This is a genomic window from Malaciobacter mytili LMG 24559 (assembly GCF_003346775.1).
Classification (GTDB): Bacteria; Campylobacterota; Campylobacteria; order Campylobacterales; family Arcobacteraceae; genus Malaciobacter; species Malaciobacter mytili.
The window spans coordinates 2,675,550-2,697,912 of the sequence record NZ_CP031219.1 but is presented as its reverse complement, the minus strand read 5'-3'; the positions used below and the strand labels follow the sequence as shown (position 1 = coordinate 2,697,912).

At 26.2% G+C, this 22,363-nt stretch carries 22 protein-coding genes; all 22 read right to left on the bottom strand.

The window, feature by feature from the left end; translation table 11 throughout:
• Position 1 precedes the first annotated feature (1 nt).
• Positions 2 to 1,177, bottom strand: coding sequence for an FAD-dependent oxidoreductase (locus AMYT_RS13035; RefSeq protein ID WP_114842957.1), 1,176 nt, complete (start codon positions 1,175 to 1,177; stop codon positions 2 to 4).
• The gene (locus tag AMYT_RS13030; RefSeq protein ID WP_114842956.1) at positions 1,174 to 1,851 is read right to left on the bottom strand and encodes a class I SAM-dependent methyltransferase; all 678 of its coding nucleotides are present in this window, start codon (positions 1,849 to 1,851) and stop codon (positions 1,174 to 1,176) included. The genes AMYT_RS13035 and AMYT_RS13030 overlap by 4 nt, the downstream gene beginning before the upstream one ends.
• Positions 1,852 to 1,910: 59 nt before the next feature.
• Positions 1,911 to 2,603: a nucleotidyltransferase family protein gene (locus tag AMYT_RS13025; RefSeq protein WP_114842955.1), complete on the bottom strand. Its 693-nt coding sequence runs from the start codon at positions 2,601 to 2,603 to the stop codon at positions 1,911 to 1,913.
• Positions 2,603 to 4,021 carry a PfkB family carbohydrate kinase gene (locus AMYT_RS13020; protein WP_114842954.1) on the bottom strand — a complete coding sequence of 473 codons (1,419 nt, stop codon included), beginning with the start codon at positions 4,019 to 4,021 and terminating at the stop codon, positions 2,603 to 2,605. The genes AMYT_RS13025 and AMYT_RS13020 overlap by 1 nt, the downstream gene beginning before the upstream one ends.
• Complete coding sequence (locus tag AMYT_RS13015) at positions 4,018 to 5,070, bottom strand: zinc-binding dehydrogenase (protein ID WP_114842953.1); 1,053 nt, start codon at positions 5,068 to 5,070, stop codon at positions 4,018 to 4,020. The genes AMYT_RS13020 and AMYT_RS13015 overlap by 4 nt, the downstream gene beginning before the upstream one ends.
• An 8-nt stretch (positions 5,071 to 5,078) precedes the next feature.
• Positions 5,079 to 5,759, bottom strand: a complete 681-nt coding sequence (locus tag AMYT_RS13010; protein WP_114842952.1) for an SDR family NAD(P)-dependent oxidoreductase — start codon at positions 5,757 to 5,759, stop codon at positions 5,079 to 5,081.
• Positions 5,759 to 6,808, bottom strand: a complete 1,050-nt coding sequence (locus tag AMYT_RS13005) for an alpha-ketoacid dehydrogenase subunit beta (RefSeq protein WP_114842951.1) — start codon at positions 6,806 to 6,808, stop codon at positions 5,759 to 5,761. Before AMYT_RS13005 ends, AMYT_RS13010 begins: the two co-directional genes overlap by 1 nt.
• A complete protein-coding gene (locus tag AMYT_RS13000; RefSeq protein WP_114842950.1) occupies positions 6,805 to 7,779 on the bottom strand; it encodes a thiamine pyrophosphate-dependent dehydrogenase E1 component subunit alpha in 975 nt (324 codons plus the stop codon). Before AMYT_RS13000 ends, AMYT_RS13005 begins: the two co-directional genes overlap by 4 nt.
• Before the next feature lie 9 nt (positions 7,780 to 7,788).
• Positions 7,789 to 8,448, bottom strand: coding sequence for a class I SAM-dependent methyltransferase (locus tag AMYT_RS12995; protein ID WP_114842949.1), 660 nt, complete (start codon positions 8,446 to 8,448; stop codon positions 7,789 to 7,791).
• A gap of 1 nt (position 8,449) precedes the next feature.
• Positions 8,450 to 9,394 (bottom strand): NAD-dependent epimerase/dehydratase family protein, encoded by a 945-nt coding sequence (locus AMYT_RS12990; protein ID WP_114842948.1) that lies wholly within the window; start codon positions 9,392 to 9,394, stop codon positions 8,450 to 8,452.
• 1 nt (position 9,395) lies between these two features.
• Positions 9,396 to 10,388, bottom strand: a complete 993-nt coding sequence (locus AMYT_RS12985; RefSeq protein WP_114842947.1) for a GDP-mannose 4,6-dehydratase — start codon at positions 10,386 to 10,388, stop codon at positions 9,396 to 9,398.
• Entirely contained in the window at positions 10,378 to 10,956 is a 579-nt protein-coding gene (locus AMYT_RS12980; RefSeq protein WP_114842946.1) for a D-sedoheptulose-7-phosphate isomerase, read from the bottom strand. The genes AMYT_RS12985 and AMYT_RS12980 overlap by 11 nt, the downstream gene beginning before the upstream one ends.
• Positions 10,956 to 12,926 (bottom strand): glycosyltransferase family protein, encoded by a 1,971-nt coding sequence (locus AMYT_RS12975; RefSeq protein ID WP_114842945.1) that lies wholly within the window; start codon positions 12,924 to 12,926, stop codon positions 10,956 to 10,958. The genes AMYT_RS12980 and AMYT_RS12975 overlap by 1 nt, the downstream gene beginning before the upstream one ends.
• Complete coding sequence (locus AMYT_RS15160) at positions 12,923 to 14,086, bottom strand: acylneuraminate cytidylyltransferase (protein ID WP_114842944.1); 1,164 nt, start codon at positions 14,084 to 14,086, stop codon at positions 12,923 to 12,925. Before AMYT_RS15160 ends, AMYT_RS12975 begins: the two co-directional genes overlap by 4 nt.
• Complete coding sequence (locus AMYT_RS12965) at positions 14,086 to 14,934, bottom strand: class I SAM-dependent methyltransferase (RefSeq protein ID WP_114842943.1); 849 nt, start codon at positions 14,932 to 14,934, stop codon at positions 14,086 to 14,088. Before AMYT_RS12965 ends, AMYT_RS15160 begins: the two co-directional genes overlap by 1 nt.
• A 3-nt stretch (positions 14,935 to 14,937) precedes the next feature.
• Positions 14,938 to 15,819, bottom strand: a complete 882-nt coding sequence (locus AMYT_RS12960) for an N-acetylneuraminate synthase family protein (protein WP_114842942.1) — start codon at positions 15,817 to 15,819, stop codon at positions 14,938 to 14,940.
• Complete coding sequence (locus AMYT_RS12955; RefSeq protein ID WP_114842941.1) at positions 15,816 to 16,565, bottom strand: CBS domain-containing protein; 750 nt, start codon at positions 16,563 to 16,565, stop codon at positions 15,816 to 15,818. Before AMYT_RS12955 ends, AMYT_RS12960 begins: the two co-directional genes overlap by 4 nt.
• A gap of 3 nt (positions 16,566 to 16,568) precedes the next feature.
• Positions 16,569 to 18,545: a motility associated factor glycosyltransferase family protein gene (locus AMYT_RS12950; RefSeq protein ID WP_114842940.1), complete on the bottom strand. Its 1,977-nt coding sequence runs from the start codon at positions 18,543 to 18,545 to the stop codon at positions 16,569 to 16,571.
• A 194-nt stretch (positions 18,546 to 18,739) separates the two neighbouring features.
• On the bottom strand, positions 18,740 to 19,600 hold the full coding sequence (locus tag AMYT_RS12945) for a flagellin (protein WP_114842939.1): 861 nt from the start codon (positions 19,598 to 19,600) through the stop codon (positions 18,740 to 18,742).
• Positions 19,601 to 20,020: 420 nt separating this feature from the next.
• Positions 20,021 to 20,881 (bottom strand): flagellin, encoded by an 861-nt coding sequence (locus tag AMYT_RS12940; RefSeq protein ID WP_114842938.1) that lies wholly within the window; start codon positions 20,879 to 20,881, stop codon positions 20,021 to 20,023.
• 120 nt (positions 20,882 to 21,001) lie between these two features.
• On the bottom strand, positions 21,002 to 21,202 hold the full coding sequence (locus tag AMYT_RS12935; protein ID WP_114842937.1) for a hypothetical protein: 201 nt from the start codon (positions 21,200 to 21,202) through the stop codon (positions 21,002 to 21,004).
• Between the two features lie 251 nt (positions 21,203 to 21,453).
• On the bottom strand, positions 21,454 to 22,314 hold the full coding sequence (locus AMYT_RS12930) for a flagellin N-terminal helical domain-containing protein (RefSeq protein WP_114842936.1): 861 nt from the start codon (positions 22,312 to 22,314) through the stop codon (positions 21,454 to 21,456).
• Positions 22,315 to 22,363: the final 49 nt, after the last annotated feature.

Here is a 22,363-nt window from a genome sequence, read left to right as displayed (position 1 = left end):
ATTATTTCCTACTTTTTATCTCTTTTATATCTCCAATTTTATAAAATTCATTTTCTATTCCATCAATTGATTTTCCAGTAATTTTAGTATAAGCCTCAAAACATTGTGAAATTGTTTGTTCAATTGTTGAATATTTATAAGTTCCTAATCTTCCTATTGAATATACTTCTTCGGGAAGTGAATCAATATATTCTTGAGCTCTATTTATATATTTTTTTATCATATAAGGGTATAGTTTATTTTTATTTGAAGGTAACTCCATTACTAATAAAGTATCTTCTGCTTCATGGTATGTAAGTTGTTTGTATTCTACTATTCTAGTATAAGGTTCTTCTCCTGTATAATGACAAAATTTTACACCTTCTGGAAATATAGTATTAGTAGGAAGTACAAATTTTATAAAATCTCTACCAATATAAGGAAGTTCTCCTAATTTATTTTCACAAAGTTCTTCAATTGGCATTGAAGAAATTAATAAATCATATGTTAAAGTAGTTCCATCTTCTAAACATACTTCTTTTTTATCAAAGTTACATTTTTTTACACCATTATTTTTTATTAGAGTTGAACCTTCTAACATCTTTTCAAAATATTGATTATATCCATCTTTATTGTAAGGATAAGCAATAATAGAGTCTTTATATACTTGTTTTGAGCCTTTTTGAATTGGTTCATCTTTTGCTGACCAATTAAAAGTATCAAGTTGCTTATTTGATTCTATTTGCCACATCTTTTTTGAATATGTATTAACAAATTTATCATATAGTCTTTTCCCTACTCTTTGAATCCAATACGTTTCAAAGTTATCAGGTTCTTTTGAATTATCTCTTTGAGCCAATTCTTCTAATATCTCTTCTTTATCTGGCATTTGGTTAATATCATCTTCATGAATAGGATAATTATAAAATCTATTGTCTTTTTCCACATAACTTAAAAGATAAAGAGGCATTTTTCTTAGTTTAACAAAAGAATCTATCCAATTGAATATCTTTTGAGAATACCCATAATATGGTCTTGGTCCATAAGTAAATGGATGCCCACCAAAAAAATGAGTTCGACATCCTCCTCCTATTACATCTTTTTTTTCAATAACTGTGCAGTCATAACCTTCTTGTTTTAATAAATATGCAATTGTAGTACCTGCAAATCCTGCTCCAATTATAATAACTTTTTTCATTTAAATTCCTTTTTATAAGTGCATAATACTAGTATGTAATGAGCCATCTTTGAATATCCTGTATGTACTACTTCATCATTCATACTAAATAAAAAAACATTATGAAAATACTCTTCTAAAAGAGTTTTTAATTCATTACCACTTTTACAATTGATATGCCCTTGTTTACTCTGTATTGAGGCATATTCTTGTGATTCAAGACTTGGCATACCAATAATTAAACTTCCATTATACTTTAAAGATTTTACTAAATTTATTAAATAAATTGATTCTTTTTCTTTTGGTATATGTTCTAATACATCTAAAGAATAAATTCCATTATAATAATTTTGTTTAAAAGGAGTATCTAATATATCATGTAAATAAAAATTTACATTTGGGTTGTCTCTATTTTTCTTACAATTTTCTATAAAGATTTCATCAAAATCAATAGCATCAATATTTTTACATTCTTGAGATATGATTTGTGTTCCAAATCCATCTCCACAACCTGCTTCAAGAATATTTTCATAATTACTAAACATTTTTGAAACAAATTTATATCTTGATAAAAGAAAAAGTAATCTTCTAGGGTCATTTCTATAAGTATGACTAGTAGTTAAACCTAATTTTGCTAAACCTTTTTCATTAGCTTCTTCCACTTGCATATTGTATTGAGGCTCTTTTGTTCCCATATATTTATCCTAAAGTATACTAATAATAGTTAAAGATATTAACTTAACTTTTCTTAAATTTAGATTATAAAATTTTGAGCTTCTGCGTAAGTTTCGGGAGTTCCTATATCTATATGGTAGTTATTGTTTATAAAAGTATTAATTTTCCCTAAATAATTTGGAATTACATCTAAAGAAAAATCAATCTCTTTTTTATTTAAAGATTCAAGAAAAGTAAAAATTTTATAATTACAAATATAAACAGCAGCATTTGCCAAATTTGATGGGGGATTATTTACTTTTTCATAAAACTCTTTTACAATTGCATTTTCATCAAGTTTTACAATACCACAAGAACTAGGTGTTTTTGTTCTAAAAAGCATCATTGTCAAATCATATGAACTATTTTTATGGCTATTTATAAATTCATTAAAATCACAAAAACAAAAATTATCAGCATGAATTAACATAAAAGGTTCATCTTTATTGAAAAAGTCTTTATTAGCAAGTAAAGTTCCCCCCGTATTTAATAAGTTTTTTTCATAACTTAAAGTTATTTGTTTTTTAAATATAGATTGCTCTACAAACTTTTCAACTTCTTTATGTAAATAGTGTGTGTTTATTAAAAACTCTGTTATACCAACTTTAGTTAAATTTTCCAGCCAATATTGAAGTAAAGGCTTATTATTAATTGGAACTAAGCATTTTGGAATGGTATTTGTAATTGGTCTTAATCTTGTTCCAAACCCTGCTGCAAGTAATAAAGCTTTCATTAAAAATTCAACTCTTTAATTATTTCATCTTTTTTTATAGGAATATTACCTATTCTGCTTACTTGAATAGCAGCTGCAATAGAACCTAAATATGCAGCTTGCCATATATTTGCGCCAACTGTATTTGACATAGAAGCACAAATTAAAAAAGAATCACCTGCACCACTTACATCTTTTGGATTAAGATTTAATGCAGGAATATTATCTGTTAATAACTCATTTTTATTTGAATTATATATCATTACTCCTTCTGCTCCTAAAGTTGTAAAAATATATTTAGGATTTGATTTTTGTTTTAATTTACTTGATAAAATAACAAGCCCTGATTCAAAGTCATTTAAAGATAATCTAATTTCTCTTTCCGTTGGCGTTACAATATGCATATTTTTAAATTTTGAAATATCTCCTACTTGGGAAGAGCTTTGAGAGTCTGCCACCATAGAGATATTATTATTTTGGGCAAATAAACTTATCTCTTCAATTATTGTTTTTGATAAAATCCCATATGAAAAATCTGAAAAGATAATCAAATCTAAATTCTTAAATTCTTTTATAGTTTTTATAATATCTTTTTCTATATCAGAATTAATATAATGTTGTTTTAAATGATTGACTCTTAATAAGGTTTTATTTAATGCTCTAAATCTTTGTTTTAAAGTAGTAGGTCTTGTATTATCCTTATATAATTTTGCAGAAATATTTAAATTTTTTAAATAATTTTCTATAAAAGTATAGTTTTCATCTTCTCCTAATACAGAAATATAAGAAACATTTGCACCAAGTGTTTTTGCATGAGCTGCTACTATTGAAGCTCCTCCTATAAATTTTTTTGTAGAAAGAGGAGTTACTACTATTGTTGGGTCTTCTTGACTCATCCCTATTGGATCACAAGTAATATATTCATCAATAATAGTATCTCCAATTACTAAAATATTTAGTTTTGAAAAGTTATTAATAAGAGTAACTAAGTCATCTTTTTTTATATTGTGTCTTTGAATATATTTTTTTTCATGTTGTATAAAAGAATCATTTATTTCAAACTCTTTATTTAATAAATCTAAAGAAGAAAAACCTATTTCTCCAGAAGTAAATAATAGTTTGCCTCCATAACTTTTTAAAATCTCTTCTTCTTTATTTTTTTCTATTTGATGCTCTTTACCTTTTACAACAAAAGTTGGTTTTGTTCTTTTTATATAATCTAAAATATCTTCATTTAATATAAATGCCTCATCTACAAAAGAAGTAGCTTGAATAGATTCCAATCTAATTTTTTCATCAAAAAGATTTGGGTCTGATGTTAATTTATTTGAATTTACTGCAACTATTAAATAATCAGCACTCTCTTTTGCAAATTTAAGTAGTCTTAGATGTCCTGGATGTAAAATATTAAAATTTCCATATACTAAAGCTTTTTTCATCTTTCCTCTTCTAATTTAGTATCTATTTCAAGTAATGGTCTAGTAACTTTTCTATTTTCTAAATCATCTAAAGCTTGATTTACTTCTTCTAAAGTATATCTTTTTTCTAAAAGTTTATGTAAGGGAAGTTTTCCTTGTTTATAAAGTTCAAAAAATTTTGGTAAGTCTCTATCTGGATAGCAAGCACCACCCCAACTTCCTTTTATTTGTTTACCACAAATTAGGTCATGGGGATCAAGTTTAATTAAATCCCCGTTTTGAGGATGGGAAGCAAAAACACATAAGCCTCCTTCTTTTTTTACGCTATTAAATGCAAGTTCAATAACCTGAGCTACTCCTGATGCTTCAACACTATAATCAACCCCTTGATTAGAAGTTAATTTTAAAATTTCCTCTTTTACATTTTGTTTTTTTGAATTAATAGTATGTGTTGCTCCAAATTCTTTTGCCAAAGTTAGTTTTTTATCTTCTATATCAATAGCAATAATTTTTTTAAAATTATAAAGCTTTGTTGCCATAAGTGCACTAAGACCAATCCCTCCTAATCCAAAAATAGCAATTGTTGAATTTTCTTTGGGGTTAATTTCATTTATTATTATTCCAGCACCTGTTGGTATGGCACAACCAAATAGTACTCCTTCATCTAAAGGAATCTCTTTATCAAGTTTTATAAGTCGATTTTCAGAAACAATAGAATATTCATTAAAAGTAGTTACTTTCCCTGAATTAATAACTTGATTGTTATTAAAATATTCTGCACATTGGGCATCAATACCATCTGCTTTTATCCATCCAAGGACAACTCTATCTCCTTTTTTTACTTTTGTTACTCCTTTTGAAACTTCTTGCACAATGCCTGTTGCTTCATGTCCTAAAAGATGCGGAAGCCATTTATCTTCACCTCTTTTACCTCTTACTTCCATAAGTTGAGAATGACAAATACCACTATAGGCTATTTTTACAAGAACTTGTCCATATTTTAATGCACTAAATTCAAGAGTATCTATTTTTAAAGGCTTATTTGTATCATATAACACTGCAGCTTTCATTTTTTTCCTTATCTTTTACATCCATCTAAAACTATATTACTTCCACTGTAACATATATTGTCCAAAGTTGCTATATGTACTATAAAATTAGAAATTTCTGAGGTTTTTAAATATCTATTTAATGGAAACAAATCCAATAAATTATTATTTGTGCTTTGCATATTTTCAGTAAATCTACTTGGTAGTATAGAACATAAAGTAATACCATTTTTAATATAGTTTCTTGCTGTACTTTTTACATAGGCATTTATGGCACTTTTTGAAGCAACATAAGCAGGAGAAGCTAAGCCATTTATAGAGGAGTCAGAACTAATATGAATAATATTTAATTTTATAGCTTTTTTTATAGCTTTTTGTATAAAGTAAGAGTTTATCTCAACAGCAATACCTAAATTTAGTTTAAGGGATTTTTTTAAAACTTTAGCCTTAAGAGGGTGGGTGTCATTTTCAATTTTCCCTCCTAAATTATGTACTATTATATTAGGAAATATATTTTTTTCTTTTAATTTTTTTCTTAATAGTTTTAATGAACCTTTTTGCATTAAATCTAAAGATATAAAAATATTGTTATCATCTTGTATTTCTTTTCTAGAAATACCAATTACAGTATAATTTTTTTCATTAAAATCTTTAATTAGTTCTTTTGCTAAGTTACTGCTAGCTCCTGTTAATAAAACATATTTTTTCATTAAAAAGGACCTTTAAACCAGTCACCTGGAATATCATGATGAGGTCCTGTATTAAAATTATCAAGATTGATATTTATATTAAATATTGTTGAGATTTCTTCTATAATATTTTTTGCATCTTTATAATATTCTTTTGTTAATGAATAACTTGTAGGAGAGTGTATATTTGGTAAAGCAATTAATTTTGGAGCTACTTTTAATTTATTAAAATATTCAATTGAGATTTTGGCAATAATATCATTTCCTATTGAACCAAATTCATATGATGTATCCAAAACAATAACTCTTTGTGTTTTTTCAATAGATTTAAAAATAGTTTCCCAATCTATAGGACTAATAGTTTTTAAATCTATTAATTCACAAGAGATATTATACTTTTCAAGTTCTTTTATTGCATGAAGAGCTTCTATACTCATATATGACATAGAAATAATTGTAATATCATTACCTTCTTTTAATATTTCAGCTTTTCCTATTGCTACTCTAAAATTATCACTTTCTTCTACTTCCCCTTCTAAATTATGAAGCCATCTATGTTCTAAAAATAAAACAGGATTTGGGTCAAAGATACTTTCAAGTAGTAACCCTTTTGCATCTTTTACAGTTGTAGGCATAACTACTTTTAATCCTGGGATATGTGCAAACCAAGCTTGTAAACTTTGAGAATGAGTTGGTCCTTGTCCCCATCCTCTACCTATTATAAGTCTTATTGTAATTGGTAAATTTATCTGTTTTCCAAACATAAAATAAAATTTTGAAGCATTATTCACAAGTTGGTCCATGGCTAATAAAAAGAAGTCTAATCTTTGATGGGTCATTATAGGTTTTAATCCACCCATTGCTGCTCCAATTGCAACACCTGTCATAGCATTTTCGGCAGTTGGCATATCAAATACTCTATCTTGAGAAAATTTATGTAAATTTTTAGTTGTACCAAATACCCCATAAGGATCTGTTACTCCTAATCCATATTTTATTACTGTATTATCAATTCTTAATGCTGTTTCTAAAGCTTCATTTATTGCTTGTGCAAAGGTTGTCTTTTTCATAAAGCTTCCTTAAATAAATATGAATTAAGTTCATTATATTCTGGCCAAGGTGAGTTTTTAGCAAATAAAAAAGCCTCATTGATTTCTTTATTTATTTGCTCTTCTTTTAATAAAATCTCATCTTTTAAATTTGTTTTTAAAAGGTGGTTTCTTAATTTTACTAAAGGATCTTTATTTAAAAACTCTTCATATTCACTAATAGGTCTATATCCTATATCATTATCAAAGTTTGGACCACAATGTTCTCTAAATCTATATGTATCCAATTCAATAAAAAATGGTTTTCTTTCATTTTTTACAAAAGATATAGCTTCTTTTAGTTTTATATAAGATTCTTCAATTTCATAACCATTTGCATAAGATGAAGAAACTCCAATAGCTTTAGCTAATTCATAAATTTTTCTATTTTTTGGTTGTCTTACTTCTAAATTTGAATATACAGAATAAAGATTATTTTCACAGATAAAAAGAACTGGAAGACCTTTTAGGGCAGCAAAATTTAATGACTCATAAAATACACCCTCTTCAGTAGCTCCATCTCCTAAAAATACTGTACTAATTCTTTTTTCATTTTTAATTTGAATAGATAAGGCTAAGCCTACTCCAAGAGGAATAGTTCCCCCTACAATAGCTGTACTTCCCATAAAGCCTACTTTTTTATCAATTAGGTGCATAGAACCACCTAATCCTTCACAACAACCTGTTTTTTTTCCATATATTTCAGCAATCATAGAGTTAATATCTCCACCTTTTGCTAAATAATGAGCATGTGCTCTGTGTGTACTAACTGCATAATCTTCATTATTTACAAATTCAGCATATATTGAAGGAACAAGTTCTTGTCCTATACTTAAGTGAGTAGGGCATCTCATCTCTTGCTCTTTATATCTTTTAGCTATTTCTTCTTCTGTTTGCCGAATTTTATAAGTTCTAAAATATATATTTTTTAAATCTTCTAATTTTATATTCATTTTAACTCTTTATGGAATAAACCAATAATAATCCCCTGTATATCCAACTTCTTTAAAAAAGGCTTTCCATTCCTCTACACTCATAATTGTTTTTGCTGTTAAATTCCAAGCAAACATTGCTTCTTTTTCTTCTTCATTTCTATAAGCATCTACTGTTATAAAACTTTTTCCTTTGCTAACCCTTTGTATTTCTTTTAAGGCTTTTGCACACTCTTCTTTTTCTAAATTATGAATGGTATTTATAGAAATTACCACATCAAAAGAGTTGTCTTCATAAGGAAGTTCTTTTGCATTTCCAACTTTTAGGAAAGATTTTACTTCTTCTTTTGCATTTTCAATAGCATAAGAAGAAATATCAATTCCTTCAATTGATATATTAGGAAGAGCTTGTTTTAAATCAAAAAGCATAAATCCTTTTGCACAACCTACATCTAAAACTTTTGAGTTTTCATCTAAATTAAAATGTTCTATAAATGTTGGAATAACAGGTTGCCAAAATCTACTCATATATGAAAAACCACCATATCCATGTTTTCTCTCTCCATCAAAAAACTCTTTTCCAAATTGTCTAGCAATTGCTCTATCTTCAGGTGTTTTTTCATCTGCTCTTTGTTTTAAATCCCTTTTTGTTTTAGGATAGTTTTTTAATAAATCAATTTCAATACCCATTTTATTCCCCTAAAGCAAGTTTTTTCATAACTTTTAAATTATAGTATTTCTCTTCATCTTTTAAAATTCCATTATTAAACTTTTCAATAATCTCACAAATTGCTGTTTCAACACCATATTGTGGAACAAATCCAGTATCTAAAAGTTTTTGTGAATTAAGTCTATATGAACGTGGATCATTTGAAGCTGTTATTATAATTTCTGCATTTATATGTTTTTCTACTTTTTTTGCAATCTCTAAAATAGAAATATTTTCAAAACCTGCATTATATATACCTGTTAAAGTATCATTATTTAAAAAATGTAAATATACATTTATCATATCTTTTATATGAATATTTGGTCTAGTTTGTTCTCCCCCAAATACAGTAATTTTTTTATTTGCTAAAGCTTGCATTGTAAGCATATTTACTGATACATCTAATCTCATTCTTTTACTATAACCACATACTGTTGCAGGTCTAATAATAACTGTATTTATTTGGTCTTTATAACTTAAAAAAACTCTTTCACTAATCATTTTTGTTTTATTATAATCACTAATTGGAACAAGATCTAAATCTTCTGTTACTTGTTCTTCTTCTTTTACACCATAAACACTACCACTACTTGCATAAATAAATTGTTTAACTTTACATTTAATAGCTTTTTCAATTAATAATTTTGAAGCTAAAACATTTACTTCCCAAGTAAGTTTTGAGTTTAAATCTCCTGTTGGGTCATTTGCAATATTTGCTAAATGAAAAATTGTATCTATATTCTCCATAGGAATTGAATCTATATCTAAAATATTAGTTTTAATTAAAGTTAAATTTTTATCTTCTTTTAGATAATTTCCAAACCACATAGTATCTACAACAGTTACTTTATATCCTTGAGCTAATAAAGTCTGTGTTAAAAGTGTACCAACATAGCCTGTTCCGCCTGTTATTAATATGTTTTTCATCTTATGCCTTATGTATATATTTCATAGGTTGTTTTAATAATTCATCAAAGTTATCTTTAGTCCATTTAATAGTTCTTTGAATACCTTCTTCTAAACTTATTGTTTCTTCCCAATCTAAAGTATCTCTTAATTTACTACTATCTAGTAAATATGCACTATCTTTTCCTTTTCTATCTTCTGTTATTATTACATTATCTTCAAATGGTACATTAAGTTGTTGAGCAATCATTTCAACCAAAGCTCTAATAGAAATATTTTTTTTTGTTGAGATATGATATATTTCTCCTGTTTGCCCATTGTTTAATATCTTATTAGTAGCATTTGAAACATCATTCATATGAATAAAAGAACGAACAGAATGTCCTCCTCCGTGCAAAGGTAACTTCTCTTTTGTTAGAAAACATAAAATTGTCTTTGGAATAATTCTATATAATTGCTGATATTCTCCAAATACATTTGCTGCTCTTGTAAAAGTTACAGGAAAATTATAAGTATCATAAAAATTTTTTAAACTCATATCTGCTGCTGCTCTTGATGTGGCATAAGGAGTGCTTGGATTATAATTTCTATGTTCTTTTATTAATCCTTCACAAGTTCCATAAACTTCAGGAGTTGAAATATGAATATATTTTTCTAAAAAATCTAAATTTTTTAACTCATTATGAAATTTAATAGTTGATACAGTATTTGTCATATACCAATGCTCTGGAATATCCCAACTTTCTCCTACCATACTTTGTGCAGCAAAATTTATTATTTGTGAAATTTTTTCTTTTTTTATTAAATCTATAATTTTTTGTAAATCATTATTAATATCAAGTTGAAAAAAATGAAGATTTTTTAAATTTGTATTTTTTTTATAAGGTAAAAATACATTATGTATCTCTTTTGATCTACTTAATGCAAATACTTCATATCCTTCATTAAGTTGATAATTTATAAAATTTGAGCCAGAAAAAGAGTTACTTCCTAAAACTAAAATTTTATTGTTCATTTAAATCCTTATTTATATAATATGAATAGATAATATGATCTAAAATCATATGTGCATCTTCTACAATACCATATTGTGCTTTTTGAGTATCAATATGAAAGTTAATATCTGAAAGTTTTTTTAACTCTCCTCCATCAAAACCTGTTACTCCAATAATTTTTGCATTTTGTTCTTTTGCATATTTTACAGCTTTTATTATATTTTCACTATTTCCACTACAAGAAATAGCAATAAGCACATCATTTTTTTTAATTACATTTTTTAATTGTGAATAAAAAATATTTTCATATCCAATATCATTTGCAATAGCAGTTATAGCAGGAGTATTATCTGTTAAACTATCTATGTTAAATGAAATAATTTCTCTTCTTTTTAGACCTACTCCTAAATCATTTGCCATATGAGAGGCTGTTGCTGCACTTCCTCCATTGCCAATTATAAAAATTTTATTTTTATTGATAGTTTCTTCTAAAGTATGAATAATTTGTTCTATTACTTCAACATCAATTTGATTTAATATTTGAGTTAATTTTTTTATATAATTTATTGTAAATTCTTTTATTTGCATTAAATAATTTCCTGTAAATAATCAATAAAATCAGTTGTTGATTTTTTATTAATATAAGAATATATTAAATCTTCACTTATTTTTTTTCTTAATTCTTCATTTCTTAGTAATTCATTTGTTATATTTATATAATCTTCTGGTGTTTCGGCAAAAGAAATAGCATAAAACATTTGAGCATTTTTATTTATTTTATCTACATATTGATACTCTTTTAAAGAATCTAATATCTCTTTTGTATATAAAGAAGGTTTAAATAAATTAGAACTTTTTTCTTTTATTGTAACTTGCTTATTTGAATAAATTGAGTCAATTAATATTTGCATCTCTTCTTTTGAAAGTAACTCTTCTTTATGAAGTAATACATATGGTTTGCCCTTATATCTATACTCTTCTAAAGCTTCTCCTGAACCTAAAAAAGGAACTAAGAAAATATCTAATATATGACCATAAATAGATGAATTTATATGTCCTGTAAAATAAAATCTATCTTTTGGTATATTTAATTGTTCTATTTTCTCTTCTATTTCTCTTTTATCTCCACCTCCACAAGCTAAATAGATTAGTTGTGGATTTTGTTCTAATATTTTTGCAATAGTTTTTAAATAATTTATATCATTTATTTTTATAAGTCTTCCAATAGAACCTGCAATAATTTTATCTTTAGAAAATTTATTTTTTTCTTCTATAACTTTATTTTTATCTACAGGTGGATTATAATATGAAATATCAAATGGAATATTGATTTTATCAAATTTAAACTCATTTTGAGGAAGACTTCCATGAGCTATTCTTAAATCAATTCCTTTTATATCATATTGAGCATTACTATTATGATACCAATAGATTTGTATAGGAGCTGTTCTTGTTGCATATAAAAAAATATATTCAACTCTTGTATGAAGACCTACTAAAATATCAATTTCATCTTTTATTAATCTCTCTCTTATTTTTATACATTTTTCAACTAAAGAGTATACTTGTTTAAAATTTCCAAAAATTTCATATTGTAAATCAATATATTTTATCCCTAATTTTTTAAAATTTTCAACAACTTTTTTATCACTACCTTCTGATTCTGGAAAAGAAAAATCATATAAAATAAATTCATATTTATCCTGATTCATTTCCATAAGAGTTTTTACAAAAAAATAAAAAACATTAATTGATGATAATCTTATTAGCCGTTGCATAACAAATGCAACTTTTATTTTTCCATTTTTATTTATCTTTTTTTCATTAGGTGTTAAATTATATTTTGGAATAAGTTCTTGTAAAATATATCTTTCTAAAGGTTTTTCCACTTCATTTTTAAACTCTTCATTTGATTTATTTATATCTATACTTGTACCTGATTTAAAGTAATGTAAGGGATTATAATATAACCAAAAAGCAACTTCTGTTTTTTTATAATGCAAGGCTTGATGAAAAAGTTTTAATAGCATTTTATAAGCATATTTTGAAGCTTCATTATCATGAAAAAAGCTTAAAGATAAATTCCACATTTTATAAATAGCTTCAATTTGTATATTTTCATTAAGTTCTAAAAACTTTAAGTTAAAAATATATGTGATTATTTTTTCAAAGAGTTTTTGAATATTATTTGCAAAAATTTCAAAAATAAAAAAAGTTTCTAAGAATAGACTATCTGGAACTTTAAAAAAAGTTTGAATAAAAATAGCTTCTTCTAGGTTATTTTCATTTTTTAAAAGATAATTTAAAGAAGTAACAAAAGCAATATCTATTGGATATGCACTTGTTTGTAAATCAGTAATTAAAATCTCAAAAATCTCTTCTAACTCTTCATTTTGAAGATATGAAACTTTATATTCATCTAATAAATTTATATGAAGAATTAACTCTTTTACTAAATTAGGATTTAGTGCTGAAATCTCTGCAAAAGAAGTGGCAATTTTTACTATATCTTGGTGGATTATATTAGATAGTTCAACTTGTATTTGTTCTGTAATCATACTTTACTCTTTTTAAAAAGTAGTTCGATAAACTCTCTAACAGCTCCGTAACCACCATTTTTTGTTAATTTTATTATACTCTTCATTTCTTTAATTTCGTTTAAGGCATCTGCAGGACAAGCAGCAATCCCTACGTTTTCTAAAAGCTCTTTGCAGTTTATATCATCTCCTATATATGCAACTTCATCTAAAGAGATATTCTCTTTTTTACAAATCTCTTTTGCAGCTTCTAGTTTACCTTTAAATCCTACTCCTTGATAAAGATAATCTACTTTTAGTTTTTTTGCTCTATTTTCTACTATTTTTGTCTCTTCACTTGTAATAATTCCTGTTTTAATGCCAGCATTTCTAAGTAGTTCAAAACCTTTTCCATCATGGGTATTAAATTTTTTAAGTTCATTTCCATAAATATCATAATACATTCCTGCATCAGTTAAAGTTCCATCCACATCACTTAAAAAAAGTTTGATTTTTTTATTTTCTTTAAACTCTTTTAAAATATATTTTTCCATTAGTTTTTGGGCTATTATCCAATCATCTTCTTCATCAATCTCAATAGCAGTATATTCAGGCATTTCATATATTGAGATTTTTCCTGATAATCTATTTTTATCTTTTTTAATATTTCCTATAGTATTTATATAAAAAGCACCATTTTCCATTAATAAACCTTCAAAGTCTTGTCTTCTTGGTCTATTTTTATAATTATAATTTAAAGGCTTTGCTTCTTTATTCCAAAAAAATCTTTTTGTTCTAATACAAGTTAATAAAGAGTCAGCTTTTTCTTCTTTATATTGTTTTAATGCCTTATCAAAATCATCTGTTTGTGTAAGTGGTGAAGTAGCTTGAACAAGTATAAAAGTATCATTATCTAAAAATGAATTTTTTTTAATAAATTCAAGCATTACATCTTCAGTACTTGAAGTATCTGTTGCATTTTCTTTATCTCTATCATATATTAATACTTTTGAGAAATTAAAACTATTAACTACTTCTTTTATCTCATTACAATCTGTAGCCACATAAATTTTATCTATATTTAAAGAGTCTTGTAAAGCTTTTAAATTCCAATAAACTAAAGGCTTTTTACAAAACTCTTTTATATTTTTAAAAGGTATTGATTTACTTCCACATCTTACAGGAATAAAGGCAATATTCATTAGTCTTCCTTTGTAAAACAAGCAATAATTGTATCAGTAGCTTGAATACTTGCTAATTGGTTTTCATAAGCTTTTGTAAGTTCACTTGAATCTAAAAAATTACCCCATTTTTGATGACCACCTGGTTTACTTTGACTTAACCAATATAAGTGATTTGAAAGGGGGTATCTTTGTATATGTTTTATAAACTCAACTTTTAATCCTGCTTTTTTTGCTAAAAGATTTAAAGTATGAGAAGTATATAAATATAAATGACAACTCCAATAAGTAAAATGTGAAAAAGCCTCACTTTTATATATTGTAAGTAAAGCATCATTCGCATTTGGAACTTCTATTATTAGTTTTCCATTATCTTCCAATAAAGATTTTAATTTCTCCAAGATTTCAAGGGGTTCTTTTATATGTTCAATTACGTGAAATGAAGTAATAATATCAAACTTTGAGTCTATATTATTAAGATTATTTTCTATATTTAGCTTATCTTCTATATAAAAAGCAATTACAGCTTTTTCTAATTCTATACCAGTAACCTCTTTACAAACTTCTTTTGCAAGTTTTAAAAATCCACCATTCCCACTTCCAAAGTCTAAAACTTTTTTATTTAATAATGAATTTTTTAAAAAAGAAAATCTTCTAGTATCATCTTCTAAAGTCTCTTTTCTCCATTTAGAAAAATCAAAACTTTGATGCATATTTGACTCTTCATAAAAACTCTCATTTATATGAGAGTTTTCAGATAAAAAGACAAGTCCACATTCACAACACTCAAAAATCTCTAGTTGTTTATTATCTCTAACGCTACCTGATCTTTTCTTATAGTTCTTACTATTACATAAAGTACATTTCATTTTTTACTTTCTATTTTTTAATTTATCTCTTTGAACTTGTTCAATTTGTAAAATTTCATCTTTTTTAAATGTTAAAGCTTCATACGTATCACTTAGTGCAACTACTAACTCTTTTAGTTCATTTGGTTCAAGTGAAGCTGCATGGTCTGTCCCTTTCCAAGTTTTATCTTTTGTAAAGTGTCTTTCTATCCATCTAGCACCTAAAGTATAAGCTGCAATATCTAAAGCAATTCCTAAATGATGTCCTGAAAAACCTATTTGGCTTACTCTACTTCCATAATTTTCATATAACCAATTAATCTCTAATAATGATACATCTTTTGCAGGAACAGGGTAACCTGATGTACAAGAATAGATTAGAAGTCTTGATTTTGCTTGATTTGTTTCTTCAAAGAATTTAACTATTTCTTCAACTTCTTCTTTTGTTGTCATTCCAATAGATAATTGAATTTGTCCTTTATATTCATCTCTTAATACTTTTAACATTTCAAAGTTATTATTACAAGCTGAAGGTACTTTTAAAAACTCTGGCTCAAAGCTAGCCATCTCTTTGGCACTTGTTACATCCCAAACAGAAGTACTATAAATCATATCAATACTATCACAATACTCTTTTAGTTGTTTATGTTGATCTTTAGTAAACTCTAAAAACTCTCTATGTTCTCCATATGTTTTTCCATAAGAGTTTTCAGCAACAGGGTGGGGTGCATCATATTGTTCTTTTGTTAATAACTCTTTATTATTTCTTTTTTGGAATTTTACATATTTAGCCCCTGAAGTTTTTGCTAAATCTATTAACTCTTTTGCAATCTCAAATTGCCCCATATGGTTACAACCAATTTCTGCAATAATTTTTGGCTCTTTATAATCAAATTGAAATCTCATTTTTTTATCCTTCCATATTTATCTTCATATCTAATAATATCATCTTCTCCAAAATAACTTCCTAGTTGCACTTCGGCTAAAATAAGGTTTTCTTTTAAAGAACTATTTATTAATTTGTGTTTACATCCCTTAGGTATATAAACATACCTTCCTTGTTCAACTTTTAAAATTGAATCTTCTAAAATAATCTTGCCTTCACCTTTTATTATTATCCAGTGTTCTTCTCTTTTTTTATGTTTTTGTAAACTAAGCTCGCCTTGTGGAAAAACAGTAATAATTTTTGATTGTACATGCTCAGCAAGTAAAGTGCTTTTATAAAATCCCCAAGGTCTTGGAAAAACTTCAAAATCTAACTCATTTTCATCTACTTTGGGAAGATGTTTTAAATTATATTCCATATCTTTTAAAAGCATAACATGAAATTGTTTTTTTGAAATAATATTTTTTAATTTTAAATCTTTAGAAATTACTGGAATATAATTTATTTTTTCTGACTTAAAGTAATCAAAAAGTAAAGTAAAATCTTCTTCTTCATAAATTTTTATAAAATCATTATTATAAGGAATTTCTAAAGAGAGATTAGCCTCTTTTATAAGTTTTCTTCTTATATCTCCTTCTGTTGTAATTCCTAAGACTTTATCTTGCTCATCTACTACAACTAAAAATCCCTTTTTATTATTATCTATTTGTTTTAAAGCATTTAAAATAGTAGAAGATTTTATAATTTTAAATTCTTCAAATCTCATTTGTTATACCTTTAAAACATTTTGTTTAATCTCTTGTAATAAAGAGATTAAAGAGTTTGACCAATATCTTTTTAACTCTTCAAAAAACTCTTTTGTATTTAACTCTTTTTGTGTTAGGTGTAAAGAGTAATTAATATAAATATCAATTAAATCTGTAAATCTAAAAAATAAATCTGCAAACATTCCATTTGACATCTTTTTCTTTTGCTCAAAAATCCAAATCATTAAATCAATTTTATTTTTAATTAAATCATCTTTTGTTTTTATTTTTAGTTTACTAAACTTTTTTACTCTTTGAATTATGCTATTTATAATAACCATATCATCTTCAAATTCTAAGTTTTCAATATTTGATGAAATTTCATCAATAAGTTTTTTAGAAAATTCTTTATCTTCAAAAGAATTTATATCTATTTGATTAAAATCTTTTGGAATAAATCCTTCCATATAAACTCCATCTGAGATATTATATGCTGTAAATTCTAAGTTTTTATTTACTTTTTTATGCTCATATACAAATCTTTCATAAGACTCTTTAAATCTTAGTAACTCTCTATTTGTTTTTACTTTCTCTCTTAGGTTTCCTTTTACTTCAATAATATCACTTTCAGAAACTATACCTTTTTGTTTTAATTCCTCTTGATCTTCAATTATATCAATTTGTATTTTTGTATTATCATTTGAGTATCGGCTACCTGTTTCTTGATTAAATGCTGCATCACTACCTGCTAGATATACTTCATTTGCACCTAAAAATAAACTTATTCCAAAAGAATATGTTCCCACATTTGGTACTGCAAAATGAAATCCTGGTTCTAATGAAACGGTAAAAGGCTGAACAAAATAAAAATTTAAATCTTTAACTTTTTGCATTACACTTTCATGTTGTTGAGAAGCAAAAATAATAGCACTATCTTTTATAAAATTTATATCTTTTAAATCAAAAAATTTACCTATTACTGCTTTTGGGTCAATTGAGACAATAATATCTGGCTTAATTTGGTAGTTTTCAAGTTTTCTTAGGATAATATCCACACAAACAATAATAAATTTATTTTGATTTTCTTTTATCCACTCTATACTTTTATCAATAGAAGGACCTGCACTTATTATTAAAACTTTTTTATCTTTTAAAGGCTTCTTTTTTATCATAGGTTCTAATTTTAAAAAGGCATAATCATTTTTTATAAACTTTACTGTTCTTGAAATAACTTTTAAAACTTCTTTATATGAAAACATACTTGCATGATGAATTGAAAAATGTTCTATTATTTTGTCTAAATTTTCTTTTTCATTTATTGAGAAAATATGATGTTTTATATTATAGTTCATCCAGCTATTATCATATTCAAACTCTTCTAAAGTCTCTTTTTTTTCATCTTCATTTTCTTGAATTGATAAAAAAAGATTTCTATTTTTTAAAGAGAAGATTGAGTAGTCTGTAGTAAATAAGGATAATCTAAAAATCTCTAAATTATCTTCCATAATTAAAGTGCTATGGGCATCAATTTTTTTATGAATTTCATAAATATGAAGGCCAAGCCCTGTTCCAATATAAATAATCTTAAAAATTTTTGAAAAATTAATATTTTTAAAATCAATTTTTCTATTTAAATACTCAACAAAAGGTCTTATTTCTCCTAACCCTTCCATTAATGCAAAATTATTCTCAAAGGGATTGATTCTAAGTAAGTTAAGTGAACTATTTTGAGAGAAATCCATTCTTTCTTTTCTTAAATCTGCTTCAATATAACTGTTTACATTGTATAAAAACTTATTTGTTTTTAAATTTAATATGTCAAAATATCCCTCTTCTTTATACTCTAATGAGTAAGTTTCTTGATAAGTATTATTTTCAATAGCTTTAGATAATTTATCTACTTTTTCAAAAACTTTTGGATGATTCTTTTTTAGATAATTTAGATTTTTAAAATAAAGATTACTTAAAGTGAAGTTTAATTGTTCCAGTTGATTTTGCATAATAAATAAGCCTTTTTTTATTTAGTTATAAATTTTACTTTAATTTTGCAAAAAAAGCTTTTAAAAATTAATACACTTAGGCCTAAAGCCTAAGAGTATTAAAATTTATAGTATTTACTTCAACTCTTAGATTATAGTAATAATCTTAGAACGTTTTCAAAGAAACATTCCTCGTTGTTTCACAACTTTATCGATTATTGTAATAATCTTAGAACGTTTTGTTGTGTTGCATTAGCTTGACTCATAGCATAAGTACCAGCTTGTGCAATAATATTTTGTTTGTTGAAGTTTGCACTTTCTTGTGCATAATCAACATCTCTAATAACTGACTCAGCATTTAAAATATTTGTTTTTTGAGTCATTTGGTTTCTAACAGCTGATTCTAATTGGTTTTGAGTCGAACCGAAGTCTGCTCTCCATCCATTTAGAGTGTTAATAGCTTTATCAATTTTTGTTAAGTATCCTCTAGCTTCAGTTGCAGTCATACTTCCTGTTGTTGCAACTTCAGTTTTTAAACTTGTTAATGATAAACCAGTAACGTTAGCTCTAACACCACTTGTTGTTTTAATTAAATCGTTTGCTGTCTCTCCCATTTGGAAAGTCATAGCACCTTTAACTGCAGATCCAGCAAGACCAATACTAGCTTGTAATAATGCTGTACCGTTGTAGTTTGTTTGTGCTGCGATATTATTTAATTGATCTAATAATTTATTAATATCTTTTTCAATAGCTTTTCTACCTTCATCAGAAGTAGTTTCAGTACCTGCTTGAATAAGTTTTGTTTTAATAACATCTAAAATATTAGATTGTTCAGCCATCGCTTTATCAGCAATTTGTGTTAATGCAACTGCTGAGTTACCATTTGAAATTGATTGACCAATAGAGTTTGCTTGAGTTCTTAATTTATCAGCAATTGATAAACCAGAAGCATCGTCACTTGCTTTATTGATTCTTAAACCTGAACTTAATTTCTCTAAAGAGTTTCTTAAGTTATTATTTGTGTTTATTGCGCTTTCTTGTGATTGTAAAGACGCTACGTTTGTATTAATTCTCATAATAAATCCTTTTTTAATTTAAAAAGATTTACCCTGATACGGGAGCCTGAAACATTCTTGTATTACCAAGCATAGAGTTTTAACCTCTTCGGAATCCATTGACCCCTACATTGTTCCTATCCCAATCTTATAATCAATACTTAAATAACTAACTATTAAATTAATTATCTGTTTTAAAAAAACATTTTGTACTTTTTCTAAAAAATTTCTTTTTATAAGATATTATTTTTTAAAAAAAGTGATTTGCAATATAAAACTGCTCTAATAAGATAATTGCATATAGCTATTATCTTATTAGGTGACTTACCTTTTTGTAATAAGTTTATTATATAACCCGTTGTTTTACAACTTTACTGATTATTGTAATAATCTTGTTACATTTTCACAGAAATATAACTCGTTATTTCATAACTTTATCGATTATTGTAATAATCTTGTTACATTTTGTTGGATTGCATTAGCTTGACTCATAGCATAAGTACCAGCTTGTGCAATAATATTTTGTTTGTTGAAGTTTGCACTTTCTTGTGCATAATCAACATCTCTAATAACTGACTCAGCATTTAAAATATTTGTTTTTTGAGTCATTTGGTTTCTAATAGCTGATTCTAATTGGTTTTGAGTTGAACCGTAATCTGCTCTCCATCCATTTAGAGTGTTAATAGCTTTATCAATTTTTGTTAAGTATCCTCTAGCTTCAGTTGCAGTCATACTTCCTGTTGTTGCAACTTCAGTTTTTAAACTTGTTAATGATAAACCAGTAACATTTGCTCTAACACCACTTGTTGTTTTAATAAGATCGTTTGCTGTCTCTCCCATTTGGAAAGTCATAGCCGCTTTAACTGCAGATCCAGCAAGACCAATACTAGCTTGTAATAATGCTGTACCGTTATAGTTTGTTTGTGCTGCGATATTATTTAATTGATCTAATAATTTATTAATATCTTTTTCAATAGCTTTTCTACCTTCATCAGAAGTAGTTTCAGTACCTGCTTGAATAAGTTTTGTTTTAACAATATCTAAAATATTTGATTGTTCAGCCATCGCTTTATCAGCAATTTGTGTTAATGCAACTGCTGAGTTACCATTTGAAATTGATTGACCTAATGAACTAGCTTGAGTTCTTAATTTATCAGCAATTGATAAACCAGAAGCATCGTCACTTGCTTTATTGATTCTTAGACCTGAACTTAATTTCTCTAAAGAGTTTGTTAAATTTTTATTTGTAACTGTAGATGATTCTTGTGCTTGTAATGAAGCAACGTTTGTATTAATTCTCATAATAAATCCTTTTCTTTATATGATAAAAGATTTACCCATGACACGGGAGCCTAAAAACATTCTTGTCTTACCAAGCATAGAGTCTTACTCTTCGGTATCCATTGATACCTATACATTTTATTAATTTTGTTGTTTACTTATCTCTTGAATAGCTTCTATCGTTTTGATATTACTATTAACTCTTTTTCTCATATTATGTTTCTTAATATGCTTAGCTAGAATCTTAAGATATTTCTTATGATTTCTAGAACCTTTTTCAAAAGTACATAACTTTTTTTGGATCTTTAAAATGTCATCCGGTATAGAATTGTTTGGTTCCATTTTGAAGTTCTCCTTTTAAGTTATAAGAGAATTATGACACACCATTTCTTAATATTAGCTTAAATATAAATAAATTATAAAAAAAGGCCTAGATTTTATTTTTCTAGACCTTTTTTAAAGAGTAAAATATATGAGAGAAGCCTATTTAAGGACTTTTATTATTTATATAAAACTTTAAAAAAAACTATTTTTATCATTTTATATATAAAGTTTTAAAATCTATTTAAATATTTTCAAAGAAATATTACTAATTATTGTAATAATCTAAGAATATTTTGTTGAACATTATTTGCTTGACTCATAGCAAAAGTACCAGCTTGTGAAATAATGTTTTGTTTATTAAATGTTGCACTCTCTTGAGCATAATCAACATCTCTAATAACAGACTCAGCTGCTTTAATATTTGTTTGTTGAGTCATTTGGTTTCTAATAGCTGATTCTAATTGGTTTTGAGTTGAACCGTAATCTGCTCTCCATCCATTTAAAGTGTTAATAGCTGAGTCAATTTTTGTTAAGTATCCTCTAGCTTCAGTTGCAGTCATACTTCCTGTTGTTGCAACTTCAGTTTTTAAGCTTGTTAATGATAAACCAGTAACATTTGCTCTAACACCACTTGTTGTACTAATAGTATCATTAGCTGTCTCTCCCATTTGGAAAGTCATAGCACCTTTAACTGCAGATCCAGCAAGACCAATACTAGCTTGTAATAATGCTGTACCGTTGTAGTTTGTTTGTGCTGCGATATTATTTAACTGATCTAATAGTTTATTAATATCTTTTTCAATTGATTTTCTACCCTCATCAGAAGTTGTCTCTGTTGCTGCTTGAATAAGTTTTGTTTTAACAATATCTAAAATATTAGATTGTTCAGCCATCGCTTTATCAGCAATTTGTGTTAATGCAACTGCTGAGTTACCATTTGAAATTGATTGGCTTAATGAGCTAGCTTGTGTTCTTAATTTATCAGCAATTGCTAAACCAGAAGCATCATCACTTGCTTTATTTATTCTTAAACCTGAACTTAACTTTTCTAGTGAATTAGTTAAGGCTTTATTTGTATTTGTATTTGCTTCTTGTGCTTGTAGTGAAGCAACATTTGTATTAATTCTCATCTTTTACCCTTTATAATTTAATACATTATGCTTAAATTTTATCTAAGCT